Source organism: Candidatus Latescibacter sp. IFSED24, from assembly GCF_058273205.1.
Genome location: NZ_CM177850.1, coordinates 1247163 through 1268810, shown reverse-complemented (window position 1 = coordinate 1268810; position 21648 = coordinate 1247163). Strand labels below are relative to the sequence as shown.

At 68.9% G+C, this 21648-nt stretch carries 16 protein-coding genes and 1 tRNA gene; all 17 read left to right on the top strand.

Annotated elements, in window-relative coordinates:
- Positions 1-735 carry a pseudouridine synthase gene (locus IFSED24_RS05165; RefSeq protein WP_491334146.1) on the top strand — a complete coding sequence of 245 codons (735 nt, stop codon included), beginning with the start codon at positions 1-3 and terminating at the stop codon, positions 733-735.
- 35 nt (positions 736-770) lie between these two features.
- Entirely contained in the window at positions 771-1880 is a 1110-nt protein-coding gene (gene hisC, locus IFSED24_RS05160) for a histidinol-phosphate transaminase (RefSeq protein ID WP_491334145.1), read from the top strand.
- 3 nt (positions 1881-1883) lie between these two features.
- Positions 1884-3350: a (d)CMP kinase gene (cmk, locus tag IFSED24_RS05155; protein WP_491334144.1), complete on the top strand. Its 1467-nt coding sequence runs from the start codon at positions 1884-1886 to the stop codon at positions 3348-3350.
- A 137-nt stretch (positions 3351-3487) separates the two neighbouring features.
- Entirely contained in the window at positions 3488-5509 is a 2022-nt protein-coding gene (locus IFSED24_RS05150; protein ID WP_491334143.1) for a 30S ribosomal protein S1, read from the top strand.
- A gap of 73 nt (positions 5510-5582) precedes the next feature.
- Positions 5583-6944, top strand: a complete 1362-nt coding sequence (gene mtaB, locus IFSED24_RS05145; RefSeq protein ID WP_491334142.1) for a tRNA (N(6)-L-threonylcarbamoyladenosine(37)-C(2))-methylthiotransferase MtaB — start codon at positions 5583-5585, stop codon at positions 6942-6944.
- Positions 6941-8317: a tRNA (N6-isopentenyl adenosine(37)-C2)-methylthiotransferase MiaB gene (miaB, locus tag IFSED24_RS05140; RefSeq protein WP_491334141.1), complete on the top strand. Its 1377-nt coding sequence runs from the start codon at positions 6941-6943 to the stop codon at positions 8315-8317. Before mtaB ends, miaB begins: the two co-directional genes overlap by 4 nt.
- Positions 8318-8395: 78 nt before the next feature.
- Complete coding sequence (locus tag IFSED24_RS05135) at positions 8396-8716, top strand: LapA family protein (RefSeq protein WP_491334140.1); 321 nt, start codon at positions 8396-8398, stop codon at positions 8714-8716.
- Between the two features lies 1 nt (position 8717).
- The gene (locus IFSED24_RS05130) at positions 8718-9932 is read left to right on the top strand and encodes a hypothetical protein (protein ID WP_491334139.1); all 1215 of its coding nucleotides are present in this window, start codon (positions 8718-8720) and stop codon (positions 9930-9932) included.
- A gap of 22 nt (positions 9933-9954) precedes the next feature.
- Positions 9955-11013: an SPOR domain-containing protein gene (locus tag IFSED24_RS05125; RefSeq protein WP_491334138.1), complete on the top strand. Its 1059-nt coding sequence runs from the start codon at positions 9955-9957 to the stop codon at positions 11011-11013.
- A complete protein-coding gene (gene mutS, locus IFSED24_RS05120) occupies positions 11013-13718 on the top strand; it encodes a DNA mismatch repair protein MutS (protein WP_491334137.1) in 2706 nt (901 codons plus the stop codon). Before IFSED24_RS05125 ends, mutS begins: the two co-directional genes overlap by 1 nt.
- 71 nt (positions 13719-13789) lie before the next feature.
- On the top strand, positions 13790-16042 hold the full coding sequence (locus tag IFSED24_RS05115) for a GAF domain-containing protein (RefSeq protein ID WP_491334136.1): 2253 nt from the start codon (positions 13790-13792) through the stop codon (positions 16040-16042).
- Positions 16043-16101: 59 nt separating this feature from the next.
- Positions 16102-17976 carry a DNA mismatch repair endonuclease MutL gene (gene mutL / locus IFSED24_RS05110; RefSeq protein WP_491334135.1) on the top strand — a complete coding sequence of 625 codons (1875 nt, stop codon included), beginning with the start codon at positions 16102-16104 and terminating at the stop codon, positions 17974-17976.
- Positions 17960-18910 carry a tRNA (adenosine(37)-N6)-dimethylallyltransferase MiaA gene (gene miaA / locus IFSED24_RS05105; protein WP_491334134.1) on the top strand — a complete coding sequence of 317 codons (951 nt, stop codon included), beginning with the start codon at positions 17960-17962 and terminating at the stop codon, positions 18908-18910. The genes mutL and miaA overlap by 17 nt, the downstream gene beginning before the upstream one ends.
- A 78-nt stretch (positions 18911-18988) precedes the next feature.
- Positions 18989-19064 (top strand) — tRNA-Gly (locus IFSED24_RS05100).
- Between the two features lie 186 nt (positions 19065-19250).
- Positions 19251-19730: a hypothetical protein gene (locus tag IFSED24_RS05095; protein ID WP_491334133.1), complete on the top strand. Its 480-nt coding sequence runs from the start codon at positions 19251-19253 to the stop codon at positions 19728-19730.
- A 4-nt stretch (positions 19731-19734) separates the two neighbouring features.
- Positions 19735-20373, top strand: a complete 639-nt coding sequence (locus tag IFSED24_RS05090; RefSeq protein ID WP_491334132.1) for a cytochrome c3 family protein — start codon at positions 19735-19737, stop codon at positions 20371-20373.
- Positions 20374-20393: 20 nt separating this feature from the next.
- Positions 20394-21647, top strand: a complete 1254-nt coding sequence (locus IFSED24_RS05085; RefSeq protein WP_491334131.1) for a 4Fe-4S dicluster domain-containing protein — start codon at positions 20394-20396, stop codon at positions 21645-21647.
- Position 21648: the final 1 nt, after the last annotated feature.

The window sequence follows — 21648 nt, the reverse complement described above, 5'->3', positions numbered from 1 at the left end:
ATGCGCCTGAACCGCTTCCTCGCGCGGGCGGGCTTCGGCTCGCGACGCGGCGTGGAGGAACTGGTGCGCGCCGGACGGGTGGCCATCGCCGGCGAGACGGTTCACGATCTCGGCCGCCGCGTCGACCCCGACACCGACCAGGTCACCGTGGATGGGTTGCCCGTGCGGCTGCCCCGCGATACCCGCATCTACGCGTTCCACAAGCCGCTGGGGGTCGTCTGCTCGCTGCGCCCCCAGGGCGAGCAGGTCGGCCTGGCCGAGTTCCGACGCCGCGGCGACCTGGCCGAACGCTACCAGCCCGTGGGCCGTCTCGATCAGGACAGTAGCGGGCTGCTGCTCTGGACCGACGACGGCGATCTGGCCCAGGCGCTGCTGCACCCCGGCAGCGGGGTCTGGAAGACCTACGAGGTCCGGCTGGCCCAGCCCCTGGAGAAGGGGCAGGAGAAGGTGCTCGCCACCGGGGCCATCGAGCTCGATGGCCGACCGGTGCGACGGTGCCGTGTGGAGGCCGACCCCGGAGGCGACCGCCGGCGCTGGACCATCGCGCTGCACGAGGGCCGGAAGCGTCAGATCCGGCGCATGTTCGCCGCGGTGGGCGGCCGGGTAGCGTCGCTCGTGCGCGTCGCCGTCGGGCCCATCGAGCTGGGCCGGTTGCGGGAAGGCGACTTCCGGCGGCTCGGCCACGACGAGGAGCAGGCCCTGCGCCAGGCCGTGGGGCCCCGAGTAGAGTCCTGAGCGGCTGCCGTGGCGGCAGTCAGAAAGGTGGCGTGATGGACATCAAGAGCCTCATCCGTCCCGGCATCCTGGGCGTTCGCCCCTACGCACCAGGCAGGCCCGTGGCCGAGGTCCAGCGCGAACTGGGCCTGGACGACGTCATCAAGCTGGCCAGCAACGAGAACCCCGAAGGGCCCTTGCCCGAGGTGGTGGCCGCGGTGCAGCAGGCCGTCTTCGAGGTCAACCGCTATCCCGACGGCGCCGCCTACGCGCTCACCCACACCCTGGCCGACTTCCTGGGTGTGGAGACCGGCTCGATCCTGCTGGGCAACGGCAGCAACGAGGTCATCGACATGCTGGTGCGGGCGCTGGTCTCACCCGGCGAGAACTTCGTCTACTCGCAGCACAGCTTCATCGTCTACGGCCTGGCGGGGAAGATCCACTTCGAGACCGGCAGGGCCGCGCCCATGCAGGCCGGCTGGCGCCACGACCTCGACGCCATGGCCGATCTGGTGGACGACCGCACCAAGCTGGTGATCGTCTGCAATCCCAACAATCCCACCGGCACCTACGTCACGGCCCAGGAGTTCGGCGCTTTCCTCGCACGCCTCCCCGAGCAGGTGATCGTGGCGGTGGACGAGGCGTACTACGAGTACGTCGTGGCCGACGACTTCCCGCAGACGCTGCCGCTGCTCGCCGAGCGCGGCAACCTCTTCATCCTGCGCACCTTCAGCAAGATCCACAGCCTGGCCGGCCTGCGGGTTGGTTATGGGGTGGGCCACCCCGACCTGGTGGCCGAGCTGCAGAAGACCCGCGAACCGTTCAACGTCAACATGCTGAGCCAGGCCGGCGCCATCGCCTGCATCCAGCACTGGGAGGCGGTGGAAGGGCGTTCGCGACGCAACCGGACGCAGCTCGAGTGGCTGGCCGGTGAGCTGACGCGGCTCGGCCTCTCGGTGATTCCGAGCCAGACCAACTTCGTCTTCTGCACCCTGGAGGGGCAGAGCGGCGGCGCCCTGGCGCAGCGCCTGCTCCAGGAGGGGGTCATCGTGCGCCCCATGGACAATTTCGGCCTGCCCGACGGCGAGGGCGCCATCCGGATCTCCGTGGGCTTGCCGGCGGAGAACCAGCGCTGTGTCGAGGCCCTCACCAAGGTTCTGGGTTAGCCCATGCGTCCGTGGCCCACGGCCGACGAGTTGCAGGCGGCGGCCCACCTGGTGCCGGCCGACGCGGTGGTGGCCATCGACGGCCCGGCCGGATCGGGCAAGTCCACCACCGCCAAGGCGCTGGCGCGGCGGTTGGGCCTGCTGTACATCGACACCGGCGCCATGTACCGCGCGCTGACCCATGCCGCGCTCCAGGCCGGAGTCGATCCCGCCGACGAGGAACGCCTGACCGCCCTGCTCGCCGGCGCCGATCTCCGGCTGCGGCCGGGGGAGAAGGAGTCGCAGGTTATCTGGGACGGTCGCGACGTCTCCCGCGCCATCCGTGCGCCCGAGGTCGACGCGCGGGTGTCCCAGGTGGCCGCCCACGGGGCGGTGCGCCGGCTCATGGTGGAGCGCCAGCGCGAGTTCGGCCGGCGCGGCGGCGTGGTCATGGAGGGCCGGGACATCGGCAGCGTGGTCTTTCCGCTGGCCACGGCCAAGATCTACCTCGACGCCAGCGCCGAGGCCCGGGCCGAACGCCGCTGGCGGCAATTCCGTGAACGCGGGCAGGAGACGGACCGCCAGGCGGTGCTCGCCGACCTGCGCGAACGTGACCGGCAGGATAGCAGCCGCACCGAGAGTCCGCTGACCATCAGTCCCGACGCCCTGGTTCTCGATTCGAGCAACTGGTCGCTCGACCGCCAGCTCGACGAGGCGGCCCTTGCCTGCCGGGTCAATCCCTGGCTCGATGCCCGGATCGACTGGGACAGCGAGTGGGCCTGGCGCCAGCTCTCCGCCAAGTACAAGCTGTTCTACAACATCTTCGGCATGGTGGCCGGCCTGGTGGGGGGCCGCGTGCTCGGGCGTCCCCGGCCCACGGTGCCCGCCGGCGTGATCCTGGCCAGCAATCACATCTCGTGGTACGACCCGCCGCTGGTGGGCGGCTCCTTCCGCCGCGGGCCCATCCACACGCTGGCCAAGCAGGAGCTCTTCGCCGGCCCCATGGGCCGGGCGTTCTTCCGCTTCCTCGACGCCATTCCCATCAACCGCAAGGGTTACGACGCCGATGCCTTCGCGGAGGCGCGCGACGCCCTCGATCGCGGCGAAAACCTGTTCATCTTCCCCGAGGGCACCCGCCGGCCGGTGGGCCGGCCGGGCCCGGTCAAGGGCGGGCTGGGCATCCTGGCCCAGGAGACGCGAGCCCCCATCCAGCCCATCTTCGTGCGTGGCACCTGCGCCCTGGATTGGGGCGGGAATCCCCGATCGCCCTTCGAGGTGCGCTACGGACCGCTCCTGCGCCTGCACGCGCTGGACCGACTTCTGGCCGACCTCGACCGCAAGGACGTCAGCGCGCGGGTCGGCAACCTGTTCCAGTCGGTGATCGAGGAACTCCAGGCCCGCTCGTACGAGGCTTGTCCAGAATCGGCGCTGGAACGGGCCCTGCGCCAGCGCCAGGAGGAAAAGCTCCGGCGCAAGCGGCCCTTCGAGTGACCGCCGCCGGGGGGATGCGGCCCGGACCACGCTAACCCCTTAAAATCTTGTCAGATTCTGCCCGATCGCGTATATTAGCCAGCCTGCCAGTCCAGAAAGGACTGGTGAATTCGCATGCCAGAGGAGGCTGAGTACCCATGTCCGTTAACCCCAACGCCGGGTCCGACGAGGTGCGCGACGATGCTCAGAACGAGCAGACGCCGCCCCCCGCGGACGTTGCCACCAACAACCCCCAGACCAACGAGCCCGCTCCCCGTTCCGAGGCCCCCGCGGCCGCGACCGTGGATACCGAGCTGGCTCCCCGCTTGACCACCGACCTCAACGAGATCGTCATCATCAACGACGATTTCCGTGACGAGGACGAGGAGCAGGACGACCTCTCCGCCGAGGAGATGCTCCAGCTGGTCAACACGTACGAGGAAACTCTCACCGACGTCGCCGAGGGCAAGATCCTCCGTGGCACCGTGGTGGAGGTTCGCGAGAACGAGGTGCTGCTGAACATCGGCTTCAAGAGCGAGGGCGTGATTCCGCTCGACGAGTTCGGCGGGGCCGAGATCAACCCTGGCGACGACTTCGACGTCTTCCTGGAGAAGCTGGAGAACCAGGACGGCCTCGTCGCTCTGTCCAAGGAGCGCGCCGACTTCCTCAAGGTCTGGGACAAGATCAAGAACGCCCATGAGAACAACGAGATCGTCCGCGGTACCGTGGACCGTCGGATCAAGGGCGGCTTGGTGGTCAAGTTGTGGGGTGTGGACACGTTCCTGCCTGGTTCCCAGGTGGCGCTGCGTCAGGTGCCCAACCTGGAGGACATGATCAACCAGGAGATCGACTGCCGGATCATCAAGAAGAACAAGCGCCGGCGGAACGTGGTGGTCAGCCGCCGCATCGTGCTCGAGCAGGAGCGCGAGGAGAAGAAGAAGAACCTGATCTCCGAGCTGGAGAAGGGGCAGATCCGCCGTGGCGTGGTCAAGAACATCACCGATTTCGGTGCGTTCGTCGACCTCGGCGGCATCGACGGCCTGCTGCACATCACCGACCTGAGCTGGGGACGCGTGCAGCATCCCAGCGAGGTCGTCCAGATCGGCGACGAGATCGACGTCAAGGTGCTCGACTTCGAGCAGGAGCGCGAGCGCATCAGCCTAGGCCTGAAGCAGCTGCAGAACTACCCGTGGGAGGACGTGGAGAAGAAGTACCCCGAGGGCAGCGTCGTGCGCGGCCGCGTGGTCTCCATCACCAACTACGGCGCCTTCGTCGAGCTGGAGAAGGGCGTGGAGGGTCTCATCCACATCAGCGAGATGTCGTGGACCCGCCACATCAAGCACCCCTCCAAGGTCGTCAACATCGGTGACGAAGTGAACGTCATGGTGCTGAAGATCGACAAGGAGAACGAGAAGATCAGCCTCGGCCTCAAGCAGACCGAGGAAGATCCCTGGCTGTCGCTCACCGAGAAGTACCCCAGCGGCACCATCATCGAGGGCAAGGTGCGCAACCTCACCGACTTCGGCGCCTTCGTCGAGGTCGAGGAGGGCATCGACGGGCTGGTCCACATCAGCGACATGAGCTGGACCAAGCGCGTGCGCCATCCCAAGGAAGTGCTGCGCAAGGGCGAGAGCGTCGCGGTCCAGATCCTGGACATCGACACCCAGAAGCGCCGCATCAGCCTGGGCATCAAGCAGCTGCAGGAGAACCCCTGGCCGAACCTGGCCGAGGAGTTCCCCAGCGGCCGCGTCATCGAGGGCACCATCACGCGCATGCTCGACCACGGTCTGATCGTGGATCTGAGCGATGAGCTGGAGGGCTTCGTGCCCACCGGCCATCTGGGCCTGACCATGCCCAAGGAAGACAAGCCGCAGTACTACTTCAAGGAAGGCGAGGCCGTCGACCTGAAGGTCATCAAGATGGACATCGAGAACCGTCGCATCGTGCTGTCCATCAGCGAGCGCCTGAAGGATCAGGACGAGTCGGTCACCGAGGAGTTCATCAAGGCGCACCCGCGCCTGGATGACGTGGCCGAGGCCGACCAGGCCGCCGGCAGCCAGAGCGAGCCCATCCCCGGCGACGAGGATCTGGCCCGCGAAGCCGCCGACTACGCCCTGCCCGAAGACAACTACGACGTGCCGGACGCGCTCGACGACGAGGAGCAGGAGCGCACCGAGTAGGGCGCCCCTTCACCGCGGTTTACCGCCAAGGGGTGGAGGTTCGCCTCCACCCCTTTCGCATGCAGGGACGATGATGACGGATCATGATCGCAGACCGCCGCTGCGGGTGGCGTTCCACACCCTCGGCTGCCGGCTGAACCAGTACGACACCGAGGGCATCAAGGCCGCCATGCGCGACGAACGCCCCATCGAGGTCGTGGCCTGGGACGAGTCGGCCGACCTCTACCTGCTGAACAGCTGCACCGTCACCGGCAAGGCTGATCAGGAATGCCGGCGGCTGGCGCGCCAGGTCAAGCGCCGGCATCCCGAGGCGCGGGTGGTGGTGGCGGGCTGCTATGCCCAGACCCAGCCGCAAGACCTGGTCGCCGTGGCCGAGATCGACGGCGTGGTGGGCAACACCGCCAAGGAGCAGGTGGCGCGCTGGTTGCCGGCGGTGCTCGCCGGCGCCAGGACCGAACCACCGGTGGTGGTGGTGGAGGATTTCGACCGCGAGGCGGTGCTCGACACGCCGCTCATCGAGGAATTCGAGGGCCGTAGCCGCGCCTTCGTCAAGATCCAGGACGGCTGCGACCTCCGCTGCAGCTATTGCCTGATCTGGCAGGCCCGGGGGCCAGGCCGTTCGCGACCGCTGCCCGCGGTGCTCGAGCAGATCGGCCGCCTGCACCGGGATGCCGGCTACAACGAGCTGGTGCTGACCGGGGTGCACATGGGCAGCTGGGGCCGTGATCTGGAAGGCAGCGAGGGACTGCTGGCGCTGGTGGCCGCGGTGTGCGACACCTTCCCGGACCTGCGGATCAGGCTCTCCAGCATCCACCCCAACGAGGTCTCGTCCGAGTTCCTGGCGCTGGTGGCCTCCCGGCCCCAGCTCCGTCCGCACCTGCACATCTCGCTGCAGAGCGGGAGCGATAGCGTGCTGGCCCGGATGAAGCGCCCCTATCGGGGCGACCATGCACGCGAAGCCGTGGCCCGTGTGGGCGAGGCCGTGCCGGGCTGCGGCCTGGGCGCCGACCTCATCGTGGGCTTCCCGGGCGAGAGCGAGCGCGAATTCGCCGACACCGTGGCCATGGTGGAGGACCTGCCCTTCACTTACCTGCACGTGTTCCGCTACTCACCACGGCCGGGCACGCCCGCCGCGCTGCTGGAGCCCGTGCACCCCGAGGCGGTGAGCGAACGGTCGCGCATCCTGCGCGAGGTCGGTCGCCGCAAACGTGAGAGCTTCCTGCGCGCCCAGGTGGGACAACGCCGCGAGGCCGTGATCGAGAACCTGGACGATGCCGCGGACGGCCGACGACTGGCCACCACCGACAACTACGCCGCGGTCACCGTGGCGACCGACCTTCCCGCCGGGACCCTCGTCGAGGTGCATCCGGATCGCTGGCACGAGGGACGGCTTTATGCCGGACCACCGCGGGTGCTGAGAGAGGTGCGAGCTTGAGCGATTCCCTGATTCCCGACCTGGCGCCCCGGGCGCCGCGCACCGCCGGATCCGGCGGCCGGGTCTACGTGGAGACATACGGCTGCCAGATGAACGTCTACGACACCCAGGTGATCCTGGGCCTGCTGGGCGAACTGGACTTCGCCCCGGTGGACGACCACCTGGCGGCCGACCTGATCCTGATCAACACCTGTTCGGTGCGCGAGCACGCCGAGCACCGGGTGATCAGCCGGGTCGGCGAACTCCGCCATCTCCGGGCCCAGGCGGGCCTCGAACCGGCGGTCCTGGGCATCTGCGGCTGCATGGCCGAACGGCTGCAGGATGAATTGACCCGCCAGAAACACCGCATCGATCTGGTGGTGGGTGTCGACCGCTACGACGACCTGCCCCGGCTGATCCAGGACCGGTTCGCCGCCCGCGACCAGGTGCCGGCCGTGGCGGTGGGGCACGACAGCGAGGTTCACCACGTGGCCCCGGTGGAGGCCTATCCCACCAACAATTCGCATCTGGTGACCATCCACAAGGGCTGCGATTACCGCTGTACCTACTGCATCGTCCCCTATACGCGTGGACCCCAGAGCGAGAAGCGGCCGGGTGTGATCCTCGACGAGGTGCGCCGCATCGTCGACGGTGGCGGTCGCGAGGTCACTCTGCTCGGCCAGAACGTCACGGCCTACCGCTGGGAGGACCGACTCGATTTCGCCGGCCTGCTCGAACAGGTCGCCGGTATCGAAGGGCTCGAGCGCATCCGCTTCCTCACGGGGCATCCCTGCGACATGCACGAGCATCTCATGGACGTGATCGGTGGCGAGCCCAAGATCTGTCCCTGGCTGCACGTGCCCGCACAGAGCGGCAGCGACCGGGTCCTGCGCCGGATGAAGCGCTACTACAAGCGCGACGAGTATCTGCACATGGTGGACTACGCCCGGCGCGTGATCCCCGACGTCACCTTCAGCAGCGACTTCATCGTGGGCTTCCCGGGCGAGACCGGAGAAGACTTCGAGCTGACTCTCAGCCTCTTGCGCGAAGTGTCTTTCGATACAGTATTTTCCTTCAAGTACAGTGAGCGACCCGGCGTCCCGGCCGCCCGCATGGACGACGACGTGTCCCTGGGCGAGAAGAAGGCCCGCCTGGCCGCGCTGATGGCCTTGCAGGACGAGATCTGGGCCGACCTCGCCGGCCGGCAGGTCGGGCAGGTCTGGACCGCCGTGGTGGAGGAACCCGCCCGACGTCCCGAGGGGCACTGGCGCCTGCGCACCGACAACAACCGCAAGGTCGTGGCGCCTTTGACCGAACCCGAGGTCGGATCGCGCCGGCGGGTCCGGATCACGGGCTGGCGCCACAGCGCCTTCTTGGGCGAGGTCGTGGGTTAGGCTTGGAAGGTCACGGCGATTCGGCTACATTGCAACGGTGGGCGTTTCCCCTTTCGGAACCCAAGCGAGGTGCAAGCCGTGTGGGTGATCAGGCTGGTCTTCTTCCTGCTTCTGCTCTTCCTGCTGGTCTACGTGTTCGCGACCAACTGGGATCAGACCGTCGACCTGCAGTTCTTCGGGCGTGAATTCCTCGATCTGCCGCTGTTCTACGTGGTGGCGGCGTGCTTCGGGCTGGGGTTCCTCGCCGCCCTGCTGGGCATGGGATTGCGCGAATGGCGGTTACGCCGCGAGATCGGCCGTCTGAAGCGGCAGAGCGGCACCCTGGACCGGGAGCTGGCCGAGCTCCGCTCGCTGCCCTTGCAGGAGCTGTCCGGCCAGACCACGACGAAGGGCGAGTGAGGTGTGGCTTGACCTCTGGCCCTGGCTGCTCGGCGCCCTGGTGGTGTTCCTCGCCGCGGTCGCTCTCTGGCTCGCACTACGCCGCCCGCAAGCCGCGGCCGATCCCGATCTGCACGGTCAGGCGCTCGAACGCTGGCTCGCCGGCGACCTGGCCGGCGCCCGCGAGCTCCTGCGTCAGGTGGTGGCGCGCGACCCCCACCGCAACGAGCCCTATCTCCAGCTCGGGGTGCTCCTGCGGCTGACCGGCGATCCTGGCCGTGCCGCCGCCCTGCACCGGGGACTGGCCGTGCGCCCGGACCTGTCGCCCGGGCGGCGGGTCACGGTGGGGCTCGAGCTGGCCGCGGACCTGATCGACCTCGAACGCTTCGACGAGGCCGGAACCGTGCTGGCGCAGCTATCGGAGCTCGCCCAACAGGACGAGCGGTGGTACCGGCTCCGTTTCGCCGCCGCCGTGGGGCGCGACGACGTGGACGAGGCCCGCCAGGCGTTGCAGGCCGGGGCCAAGAAACTCCGCGGCGAGCGCGCCGACAGCCTGCGGTCGCTGCACGCGGCCTGGTTGAGCGACCGGGCGCTCATGCACCTCCGGGCCGGCGAGGTGGCCAAGGCGCGGGACGTGGTGCAGAAGGCCAAGGGGCTCGAGCCCGCCGCCGGTCGCATGCTCCTGATCCGGGCGCTGATCGCTGCCGAGGAGAAGGACCCCGAACGTGCCGTGCGGGCGGTGGCCGAGGGGCTGTCCGCGTATCCCGCCGAGATGGCGCCGGTCCTGGGGCTGCTCGAAGGCGCGCTCCTGGAGACCGGACGCTTCACCCTGGTGGTGCCCATCCTTGAGGATGCCTGCCGCGATGATTCCGCTCCGCCGGCGCTGTGGATGGCGCTGGCGCGGCTCTACGAGAAGCTCGGCCGTCGGGACGAGGCTCTGCGGCTGCTGGCGGGCAAGCGCGGCGATCCGCGCCTGACACCCGATGCCGCCGCTCCCTACCTCCGCCTGCTCACCGCCGAGGTACCCGATGCGGCCTTCAGCAAGGTCTGGAACCTGCTCAGCGAGCCTGGCACCGACCATGGACTGGACTGCCGGCATTGCGGGCGGCACGAGCGCCAGTGGCGCTGGTTCTGCCCCGATTGCCTGAGTCCCGATTCCTTCGTGATCCGTGTGCCGGAGGTCCCGTCACGGGCCAGCACGCCGTCCGTGCCGCCGGCGGGCCCGCCACGCTTCTGAGTCCTGACTCTGGGAGAACGTCTTGGCCCTGCGCCGCATTCACTTCGGTCGCCTGTCCCCGCTCTGGGGTGGCCTGCTGGTCATGTCGGTCCTGCTGGTGCTGCACGCCCGGGGATCGCTGGGCGAAGTGGCCGACCTCTTCCGGTCGGCCCGCTACGACGCGGCCCGCGAAACCCTCGCCGCCGAGCCAGAGGGTGACGATCCCGGCGCCCGCCAGCTCTGGCAGCAGCGCCTGGCTCAGGATCCCGACGAGGCTTACGACCTCGCCCTCGGTCTGGTCCGCGACCGCAGCCAGCCCCAGGAGCGCCGCCTGCAGGCGGCGCTGGACGCCGCCTCGATCTCGCTGACGCGCCAGCAGCCCGAAGCCGCCTGGCAGGTCCTGGCGCCGCTGCTGGAACTGATGCCCGAGACCCTGCCCGGCGAGGCGTACCTGATGGCAGGACGCACGCAGCGCCTGGTGGGGAACCGGCAGCGGGCGCGGGAGATGCTCGCCTCGGTGCGTCCCGACGATCCCGCCTTCGTGGCCGCCCGCAGCCTGCTCGGACGCATCGGCCTGGAGGCCGGGGACAACGAACTGGCCCTGCGCTACTTCGAGTCGGCGGCCCGCCATGCCGGCTCCGAGGCCGGCCCCGACCTGCTGGCCGGCCGCTGGCAGGCCCTGCGCCTCCTCGGCCGCGACGTGGAGGCCCGCGAGACCGCCGAGCGCCTGCGCCGCGACCACCCCACGTCGCTGGCCGCGCTGGAAGTGGGCGAACTGCTGCGTCAGGAAGAGGAGGAGCTCTCCTTGCTCGCCGACACCACCGACATCGCGGCCCCCGAGGTCCTGGCCGCCACCGTCTCGGGGCGCTACGCCGTGCAGCTGGCGGCCTTCCGTGACCGCGCCCTGGCCCTGCAATTCGTGGCGCGCTGGCAGCCCGAGATTCCCGAGTTGCGCATCGAACGCCAGCTCGACGAGCTGGAGCAACCGCTCTACAAGGTCCAGGTGGGCAGCTTCGTCAGCCGCGCCCAGGCCCGCACCGAGGTGGCCCGGATCGAGCACGCCCACGGCCTCCAGGGCTTCGTGGTGGGAAGCGGCGATTGATGGCCAAGCGTAAGGACGCCACCAGCCCCGGGGGGGCGCGTCTGACGCCCATGCTCGCCCAGTACCTCGAGATCAAGAGCCAGCATCCCGACACCCTGCTGCTCTATCGCATGGGCGATTTCTTCGAGACCTTCTTCGAGGACGCCGAGGTCCTGGCCCGGGTCGCCGGCGTCACCCTGACCAGCCGCGACAAGGACAGCGACCACCCGGTTCCCCTGGCCGGCGTGCCGCACCACGCCCTCGACACCTACCTGGCCCGGCTGCTCGAGGCGGGGCTGACCGTGGCCATCTGCGAGCAGGTGGAGGATCCGGCCGCCGCCAAGGGCCTGGTCAAACGCGCGGTGGTGGAGATCATCAGTCCGGGAACCGCGACCGCGCCCGAACTGGTCACCGGCGATAGCGGACACTATTGCCTGGCCTACCTGCCGGACGCCTCCGGGGAGGCTGGCTGGGCTCTGCTCGACGCCACCACCGGCGAGTACCGCTGCGGCCAGGAAGCCGTGTCCCTGCCCGCCCTGTGCGAACGCCATCCGGTGCGCGAGGCGCTGGTCCGCGAGAGTACGGCCGAGGCCGAGCTGCGATCCTGGCGCCAGGCGCTGCCGGGCCTGGTGCTGACCCCGGTGTCGGACACCTGGTTCCACCCGGCCTTCGCCCAGCGCACGCTGCTCGACCATTTCGCGGTGGCCAGCCTCGGCGTCTTCGGGCTCGAGCAGGACGACCGCCATCTGGCCAGGACCGCCGCCGGCGCCGTCCTGCGCTACCTCACCAGCCTGAGCCTGCGCCGGCCCGCCCAGATCACCGGCCTGCGCTTCACCGCCCGCAGCGATCGGCTGCTCCTGGACGAGGAGACCCTGCGCAATCTCGAGGTCTTCCGCAGTTTCCGCGGCGAGTCGGGGCCGGGGACCCTGGTCCATCACGTCGACCGCACCCGGACCGCTCCGGGCCGCCGCCTTCTGGAGGAGCGGCTGGCCGAACCCCTCACCGATCTCCAGGAGCTGGCGCGCTGGCACCAGGGCGTGGCCTCGCTGCGCACCGCCGGCGACTGGCGCGCCGACCTGCGCGCGGTGCTGGCCCGGGTCGGCGACCTGGAACGCCTGGCGGCGCGCACCGCGTCCGGCCGCATCCGGCCACGACAGCTCCGTCAACTCGGCGAAGGACTCGCCGCCTGCGCCGACCTGCGCGCACTCGCCGCCGCCGACGGTCGACGGGACCATCCGGTTTGCGACTGGGCCGACGCCATGCCCGACCTCGCCACCCTGGCTGACGATCTCCTGGCCAGGCTGCCCGACGAACCCCCGGCCAACACCCGCCAGGGCGGGTTCATCCGCAGCGGCGTGGACCAACAGCTCGACCAGCTGCGGGCCATCGCCAGCGACACCAAGGGCTTCCTGGCCGGGCTGCAGCAGCGCGAGCGAGAGCGTACGGGCATCACCACGCTGAAGGTCGGCTACAACAAGGTCTTCGGCTACTATTTCGACGTCACCAAGAAGCACCTCGAGAAGGTCCCCGCCGAGTACGAACAGAAGCAGACCCTGGTCGGCAGCTGCCGCTTCATCACCGACGAGCTGAAGGAGGCCGAGCGGACCATCCTCGATGCGGAGGAACGCGCCGAGGTCCTCGAGACCGAACTCTACACCGCGCTGATGGCCGCGGCGGCCGAGCACCTGGGCCACATCTATCGCACCGCTGCTCTCCTCGCGCGCATCGACCTGATGACGGCGTTCGCCACGCTGGCCGAGGAGCGCCGGTACGGCCGGCCAGAGGTGGATGACAGCCTCGAACTGGAGATCCGCGAGGGCCGCCATCCGGTGATCGAGCAGCTCCTGCCCGAAGAGGAATTCATCCCCAACGACACCGTGGTCGGCGGGTCGGCGCACCAGCTCATCCTGCTGACCGGACCCAACATGGGCGGCAAGAGCACCTACCTGCGGCAGACCGCGCTGATCGTGCTGCTGGCTCAGGCGGGCAGCCACGTGCCGGCACAGAGCGCGCGCTTCGGCCGCACCGATCGGATCTTCACCCGGGTCGGCGCCAGCGACAACCTGGCCCGCGGCGAGTCGACCTTCTTCATGGAGATGAGCGAGACCGCGCACATCCTGCACCAGATGAGCCGGCGCAGCCTGGTGATCCTCGACGAGATCGGCCGCGGCACCTCGACCTACGACGGCCTCTCGCTGGCCTGGGCCATCACCGAGTTCCTCCAGGACGAACGCGGTCCCCGGCCGCGCTCCATCTTCGCCACCCACTACCATGAGTTGACCGAGCTCGAGGATGCGCTGCCCGGGCTGGTGAACCTGCAGCTGCAGGTGCGCGAGTGGGAAGGGAAGATCATCTTCCTGCATCAGGTTTCACCGGGCCGTTCGGACAAGAGCTACGGCATCCACGTGGCGCGTCTGGCCGGCGTTCCGGAACTGGTCCTGCGGCGCGCGGAGAAGCTCCTGGAGATCCTGACCCGCCAGGACAGCCGCAGCACCGCCGCCGGCCTGTCCCAGGTCAGCGGTGGAGCCGGCCTGGCCGCCGACCGCTCGTTCGCCGCCGACCCGGCGAGCGGAGGCCAGGGCCAGCAACTGAGTCTCTTCGCCGAACACGAGCGTGATGCCCTGGACGCGCTGCGGAGCCTCGACCTGGAGCAGATCTCGCCCGTGGATGCTTTCATGTGGTTGGTGCGGCTCAAGCAGCAACTCGCGGGCAAGGATCGCTCCTGATCCCCGACTCAAGCCCTTGAGATCCCGGCCGATGCAGGAGACAGGAAATCCTGCACCGCAAGGCGGAGGCCATGCAAGAACGGAAGATCATCATCCTGGGTGCGCCCGGCGAGGCGGAGATGCCGCTGCTCGCCGAGATCGGCGTGCGCGATGATCTCGAGGTCCTGGCCGTCATCGATCCCACGGGCGAGGCCATCGGGTCGTCCATCGCCGAGATCATGGGGCTGCCGGTGCTGTCGTCGCTGGACGAGCTGGTTCTCGCCGATGGTTTGCGGCCACCGCTGGTCCTGCCGGCCGCACCCGATTCGGTGGCGGCGGCCCTGGCCAAGTCGGCGACCGATCATGGCCTGCCGACCATCCATGCCGAGGAGCTGCGCCTCAATTTGCTCCGTCGGCTGGCTAAGCCAGAACCGCCGGCCGAGACCGGCGAACGACCGGGTCTGGCCGAGATCGAGCGCGAGAGCGCGGCGATCCAGGAGGCGATCACGGGACTGGAGGACGCCCTGGCCGGCGACACCATCCTGCGCCGCCTGCTCGATCTCTGCACCCGCGCCGTGGGCGCCAGCGGCGGCTCCATCATGCTCTACGACGAGGCGAGCGCCGAGCTCTACATCGCCTACGCCACCGGCCTGAGCGAGGGCACGCTCCACCGCACCCGGGTCAAGCTGGGCGAGGGCATCTCGGGGCGGGTCGCACGCACACGACACGCCGAACTGGTGGAAGGCGCGCAGAGCACCGCGGTGCGCCACCGCGATCGCCCCGACATCGCCACTGCGATCTGTACTCCCCTGGTGGCGGATCAGCGGCTCCTGGGGGTGCTCAACGTCTCGAGCCAGGCCGGCGACACGCCACTGGACCGCGCGGCACGCGATCTGCTGCAGGGACTGGCGGTCCGGCTCGGCCGGATCCTCGACGGGGTGCAGCAGCTGCAGCAGCAGCGCACCAGCCGGATCTTCAACCTCACCGAACAGCAGCTGCGCCGGCTGGCCGGCGATCGTCCCGAACTGCCCGACATGCTCACCGCCTGGACCAGCGCGCTGGCGGTCACGGCCGAGGCCGAACGGGTCGAACTGGTGGTCCCGTGCGAGGATGGCAGCCTGCTCGTCTGTACCAGCAACACCACCGAGGAGGGGGCGCACCGTTACGAACCGCTGCGCAATCCGGCTTGGCTCGAGGTGCTGGGCAAGGGCCTGCCGCTGGTGGTCCGCCAGGACGACTCGCTGCTCTCCGACGAACCCCCCGTGACCGTGTTCTACCTGCCCGTGGGCCGCGAGCCGGTGCGGGCTGGCCTCTCGGTGCACTTCTGCAGTTCACGCGCCGCCCACGCGTTCCATGCCCTGGCGGGGGAGACGGTGTTCCTGCTCGAACGGCTGCTGCCGGAACAGGTCGATCACTGGCGCCAGCTGCACCGCAGCGAACGCCTCACGCGCCTCTCCGAGACCCTGGCCGAACTGGCGGGACACGAGGGCTCGCCGGGCCAGCTCGGCAACGCCATCTGCTCGGCTGCGGCCAGGCTCACCGGCGCGCAGCAGGTGGGTGCGGTGATGGCCCTGACCGGCGAGGATATCAAGCTTGGCGGGGGCAACATCGAGGAACAGGCCACCTGGCTCGTGGAAATCCCACGACTGCTCACCGCCGCCGCGGGCGAGACCTGGCGGATCACCACCATCGAGAACGAGGCGGGTCCGCTGAGCGTCCTGTGCGCGGTTTGCCGGACGGGACAGCCGACACCGGCTCTGGTGCTCGTCGGCAAGGCCCGCACCGGCGTGCTCGACGGGCGCGTGTTCTCCGCCGAGGATGCCGAGCTGATCCAGCCTCTGGCCAGCATGCTCTGTCGCCTGGAGATCGTCGCCGATCCCGAAGGGCCGATCATGGACATGGTCCCGCTGGCCGTGGATGTTGGCGGCGGTCTGCGCCTGACGTCCGAATCCGACGAGGTCGATGCCGAGGAACGGCTGCTCCGGGATCTCCGCTGCGAACTGGATCGTTGCGACCGCTACCACAACGTCTGCGGACTGATCCTCTTCCGGCCGCATCTGCCCGCGGACGCCGCCCAGGAGCTGATCGTCGCGTCGGCCCGCCGCATGGCCGCCTTGCTGCGGACCAGCGATCGGGTCTACACCTGCAGCGACGGCACCCTGGCGGTGCTCGTGCCCGAGGACGTTCAGCAACTCGACCGCCTGCAGGGTCGGCTGCGGGCGGAACTGGTCAGTGTGTCAGGCGATGCCTCGCTGCAGATCGACTGCGCTCGCGTGGCCTACCCCTCCTCGGGCGGGCCGGCCGAGACCCTGCTGGCCAAGGCGCGCCAGCGTCTGGACGTCTGAGACCTCCCCACGGCCGGGCCGTTGACGCCGTCGCCACCGGCGCCTATCCTACAGGTCCGATGACCGCGTCGATCCAGTCCACCCACCCCTCGGGCGACACCATGCACGACCTGCCAGCTCCCATCCGCGTCCTCGACGACGCGACCATCGATCGCATCGCCGCCGGCGAGGTGGTCGAGCGGCCGGCGTCCATCGTCAAGGAACTCTGCGAGAACGCCCTGGATGCCCAGGCGACACGGATCAGCATTCGCTTCACCGAAGGCGGGCTGGCCAGCCTCACCGTGGAAGACGACGGTCACGGCATCCCGTTCCGCGAATTGCCCCTGGCGTGTGAGCGGCACGCCACCAGCAAGATCGCCTCGGCCGCCGACATCCTGCGCGTGGGGAGTTTCGGATTCCGCGGCGAGGCCCTGGCCAGCATCGCCTCGGTCAGCCGGACCCGGATCACCAGCCGCTGCGAGGCCGAGACGACCGGGGGGCTCATCGAACTCGACGGCGGCGCCATCCAGCGGCGTGAGCCGGCGCCGCGCAATCCCGGCACCACGGTCACGGTGGAGGACCTCTTCTACAACACGCCCGCCCGCCGCAAGTTCATGAAGACGCCGCAGGCCGAGAAACGCGCCATCGTGCGTATGGTCACGGTGCTGGCGCTGGCGCACTGGGAGGTGCGCTGGCAGCTGCGCGAGGGGGAGACGGTCCTGCTGGATCTGCCGCCCACCACGGCCCTGCCCGACCGCGTCCGCGATCTGCTGGGCAGTTCGGTATGCGAACACCTGACGCGTTTCGAGAAGGAGGCCGGGGGCTTCAGCGTGGCTGGCCTGGCCTCGCGCCCCACCTGGACCAGGGGCAATCGCGAGCAGCAGTTCCTCTTCGTCAATCGCCGCCCGGTGGAGAGTCCGGCGCTCTCGCAGGCCATCATCCAGGCTTACAAGGAGGCGGTGCCGCCGGGGAAGCATGCCGTGGTCGTGGCGTTCCTGCAGCTGCCTCCGGGTGAGGTCGACGTGAACGTGCATCCGGCCAAGACCGAGGTCCGGCTGCTGCTCGAACGGCAGGTCTTCGGTCTGCTCAAGAGCGCGTTGCAGGAGGGGCTGGATCTGCACGCGGCGAGCCATTTCCACATCGAGGACCGGCCCGCAGCGGGCGCCACCGCGGTGCCGGGCTTCGGTGAAGGCGGAACCGGGAGCCTGGCCGAGGCCGAGGCGGATTTCCTGCGCCGCCATTTCCAGCGGGGAGGCTCGGCGGGTTACGAGCACCGCGGCGTGCCCAGCGGCCAGGGCGAGCTTTTCGGCGCGGCGGCTACCCGGCACGGCAACGATCCCGCTCAGGGATCACCGTCACTCAGCGACGAGCCGCCCCTGCATTCGGCGCCGTTCTGGCAACTGCATCGCACCTACATCGTCACCCAGATCCGCGGCGGTCTGGTGATCATCGACCAGCACAACAGCCACGAGCGCATCCTCTACAATCAGGCCAAACGGGTCATCACCGGCCAGAGCCGGCGCCTCGCCACGCAGCAGCTGCTGTTTCCGGCGCATCTGGACCTGTCGCCGACCCAGCTGCAAGCATTCCAGCAGAACCAGGAGCGCCTCGAGATCCTCGGCTTCGTGGTCCAGCCCTTCGGCGGCCAGTCGGTGCTGGTCCAGGGCATCCCCACCAGCCTCAAGAACTGGCAGGAGGGCCGTCTGCTCCTGGACATGCTGGACGATCTGGGCGGCGGGAGCGACCCGGCCAACGAGCAGCAGGACGACCTGCTGGCCAGCTTCGCCTGCCACGGCGCCGTGCGCGCCGGCGAGCCGCTGACCGTGCCGGAGATGCAGAACCTGGTCGACCAGCTCTTCGCCACCGATCAGCCGCTGAGCTGCCCCCACGGCCGCCCGACGCTCATCAACTTCACCCTCGAGGAGCTGGAGAAACGGTTTGGGCGACGGAAGTGACACCCGGCCTTTGATCTGCCCCGTCATCGTGGGGCCCACGGCCGTGGGCAAGACCGGGCTGGTGGCCGCCCTGGCCGCCGAATTCCCCCTCGAGGTCATCTCTCTGGACAGCCGCCAGGTCTATCGTGGGCTGCGCATCGGCACCGCCCAGCCCACGGCCGACGAACAGGCGCGCTGCCCGCATCATCTCGTCGACTTCCTGCCGCCCGAGGAGGTCTACTCGGCACAACGGTTCCGCCGTGATTTCGAGCAGACCTGGCCGCAGATCGTGGATCGGGGCAAGCTGCCGCTGCTGGTCGGTGGCGCGGGACTCTACCTGCGCGCGGTCACCGAGGGATTCCTGGCCCTGCCGCCCGGGAGCGAAGAGCGCCTGCCGGAGGTGCGGGAGGCCGTCGCCGCCCTCGACGACGAAAAGCTGGCCGCCGCGCTGGCGGCCGCCGATCCGGCGAGCGCATCCCGGCTCCATCCCAACGACCGCTATCGTCGCCAGCGCGCCCTGGAGATCTGTCGTCTGTCGGGTCGGTCGGCCAGCGAACTGGCCCGTGAGCAGGTCGCCGACCCGGCACTGGGGCTGCGCTTCCCGCTCTGCGTGCTCGAGCGCCCCGTGTCGGAACTGGATGCGCGGATCGCGGACCGCACCGCGGCCATGCTCGAGGCCGGCTGGCTGACCGAGACGCGTGGGTTGCTCGCCGACCACGCTTGCGACTGTCCGGGGCTCGCCAGTATCGGCTACGCGGAGATCGTGCGATTCCTGGCAGGTGAAATGGCGGAGGAGGACCTCCAGCCCGCGATCACCCGGATGACCCGACAGTACGCCAAGCGGCAACGGACCTGGTTCCGGGCGCTTTCACGGGAGCTGGCGGGATCGCCGGATGATCCACGCCTCGCCGACGGCCTCGGTCGGTTGATCCGCGCCGCGCTCGCCAGGTCCTGACGCCCATCCGCCTGTCCCGCGCCAGCTTGTCGCCGTCTTGACAGTGCCTGGGGCCCGATGTAAGTTAGCGCCCTCGGAGCGGGCTTAGCTCAGTTGGTAGAGCATCAGCTTCCCAAGCTGAGGGTCGCGAGTTCGAGCCTCGTAGCCCGCTCCAGCTTTCTCCCCACTCGATCGCCATCTTGATCCTCCGGCCGTGCTCACGCACGTGCCGGCCTGACCTGTTAAATAATTCCATGTATTTCTGTATGATTTTGAAATGTTTGCATTTACACGATTCAGGATCTAGAGTTCTCCCACCGTCTCGCCCTCCGTTGAACAGCTCGTATGAACGGAGTCCAGCATGAATGATGACAAGAAAAGCGGCTCCGGCCCGGGTGAATGGCAGAGCAGGTACTGGGACCGGCGGCAGTTCAATGAGCGCAAGTTCCTCAAGACTGGTTCCTATCTGGATTGCTACTGCCCGCACTGCGGCCTGAGCATCATCGAGGACAAGCTGGCGCGCTTCGAGATCATGGCCCCCGATGGCCAGGTCGGCAGCCTCACGGTCACGCCCTATCTGAACGTCTACGAACGCCACACCGACATCACCCTGCCCGAGGGCGAGGAGGCCAAGGATCTCCGCTGCCCGCACTGCCACGCCTCGCTGGTGGTGCCCGGACGTTCGTGCGGGCGCGGTGACAGCCGGGTCGCCGGGATCCTCATCACCGTGGGCAACAGCAAGGTCCCGTTCTTCTTCTGCATGCGCGTCGGCTGCACCTGGCACGAGATCCATCCCGATGCCGCCGACCAGATCATCCTCGACGAGAGCCGGGAGTGGTAAGAACGTGATACCGACAAGAACCGGGCGACTCTGGCTCGCAGTGGCCGCCCTGATCCTGTTCGTCATCGGTGGGGCTGGCTACCTGCAGGAGGACCAGGAACACGACACGGGGCGTGTCTACCTGGCCAATGGCGGGGGCGGCGTACTCTTCGACCACGCCGCGCACGGCGAGATCGTCGGGGAATGCGCGACCTGCCACCACGACCTGATCATCGCCGGAGGCTTTCCGTCCTGCGCCGCTTGCCATGAGGATGTCGACTTCGCCGACGCGGGCCTGACCCACACGGAGATTCTCGAGTTCCACGCCGACGCCGACCTCTCGTGTACCGACTGCCACGAGGTCGCTGCCAGCGAGGCGGCGCGACACTGCAAGCAGTGTCATGGCGCCGAGACGGCCGAACCCGAGATCGCGGCAGGCTGCCTCGGCTGCCACGACGACGCAGAATACAGCGTCTTCGCCGACCACGGAGAGATGCTCGCGACCCACGCCGACGCCGAACTCACCTGTCAGCACTGTCATGCGGTACGCGCCCTGACCGACGCCTATCACGGCCAGTGCAGCGACTGCCATCTGGCCATGGCGCCCACTGAGTTCGCCGACGCCGAGGGCCGCACCCTTTGCGCCCGCTGTCATCTGAAGTAGGACAAACGCCAAGGAGCACCATGAATCTCGCCAGTCTGGCCCGACCGCTCGCCAAGGTCCGGCGCCTGTCGAAACCCGAAGCCGGCATCAAGCGTGTGGTCCCCGCCTCGGTGGCCATCCCGCTCGAATATCCCGGCCAGATCATCTTCGAACCCCTGGTGAAGGCCGGCGACAAGGTCATGCGCGGCCAGCCCATCGGGGAGAGCGCCCTGGGGAACGTGATCCACGCCTCGCTGAGCGGAACCGTGCGCGAGATCGTCTCGCTCTGGTCCTACCAGAGCGTGCACGTTCCGGCCGTGGTCATCGAGGGTGACCCGGGGGACAGCCAGGCCGTGCCCCACTGGCAGGACCTCGCGCGGATCGACCTCCTGCGCGCCAGCGGCGTCATTTGCCCATGGACCTTGCCGGGCGTTGGCTACCGCGAAGAGGAACTGTCCGGCCTGCCCGACGTCAAGCACGTGTTCGTCAAGGGCGTGAACGAAGAGCCGTCCATCTTCGTGTTCGAGCAACTGCTCCACGAGTTCGCCGAACGCATCGGCCAGGCGCTGGGCGACACGCACCATATCCTGCCCCGCGCCAAGTTGTACTTGAGCGTGCCCGAGGAGATGGCCGAATGGGCACGGCGGACTTTCGCCGAGCACGCCACCATCATCGCCCGGCCCGACGACTATCGGGCGCGCCTGGAACGCGTGGTGGTGCCGTCCATCACCGGATTGCGCATTCCCCACACGCACTCGTTCCGCCAGCACGGCGCAGCGGTCCTGTCGACCGAGGACGTGCTCAACATGGCGCAGGCCTTCGATCGCGGCGCGCCCGTGGTGGACAAGCACCTCACGGTGGCGGGGCACGGCCTGGATCGTCCTGTCTCGGTCCGCGTTCCTATCGGGACCAGGATCGGCGATGTCATGCGCGCGCTCGAGCTGGACCTCGAGGCGCCCGCACGCATCGTGGTCGGCGGTCCCATGAAGGGGATCGCTCAGTTCAGCCTCGACACCCCGCTGACCAAGTTCAGCCATGGCCTGCTCCTGATGGGCCCGGGGGAGATTCCCGACCAGTCACACCTGACCTGCGTGAACTGCGGGCGCTGCGTCCGCGCCTGTCCGGTGCATCTGGCGGTCAACATGATCGGTCGCCTGGTCGAGTTCGATCAGTTCGACGATGCCCGCCGCCTGCACGCCGAGGCTTGCATCGGCTGCGGCCTCTGTACGTACGTCTGTCCGGCGCACCGCCCCTTGCGCCAGCTGGTGGGCATGGCCCAGCAGCGTCAGGAGTAGC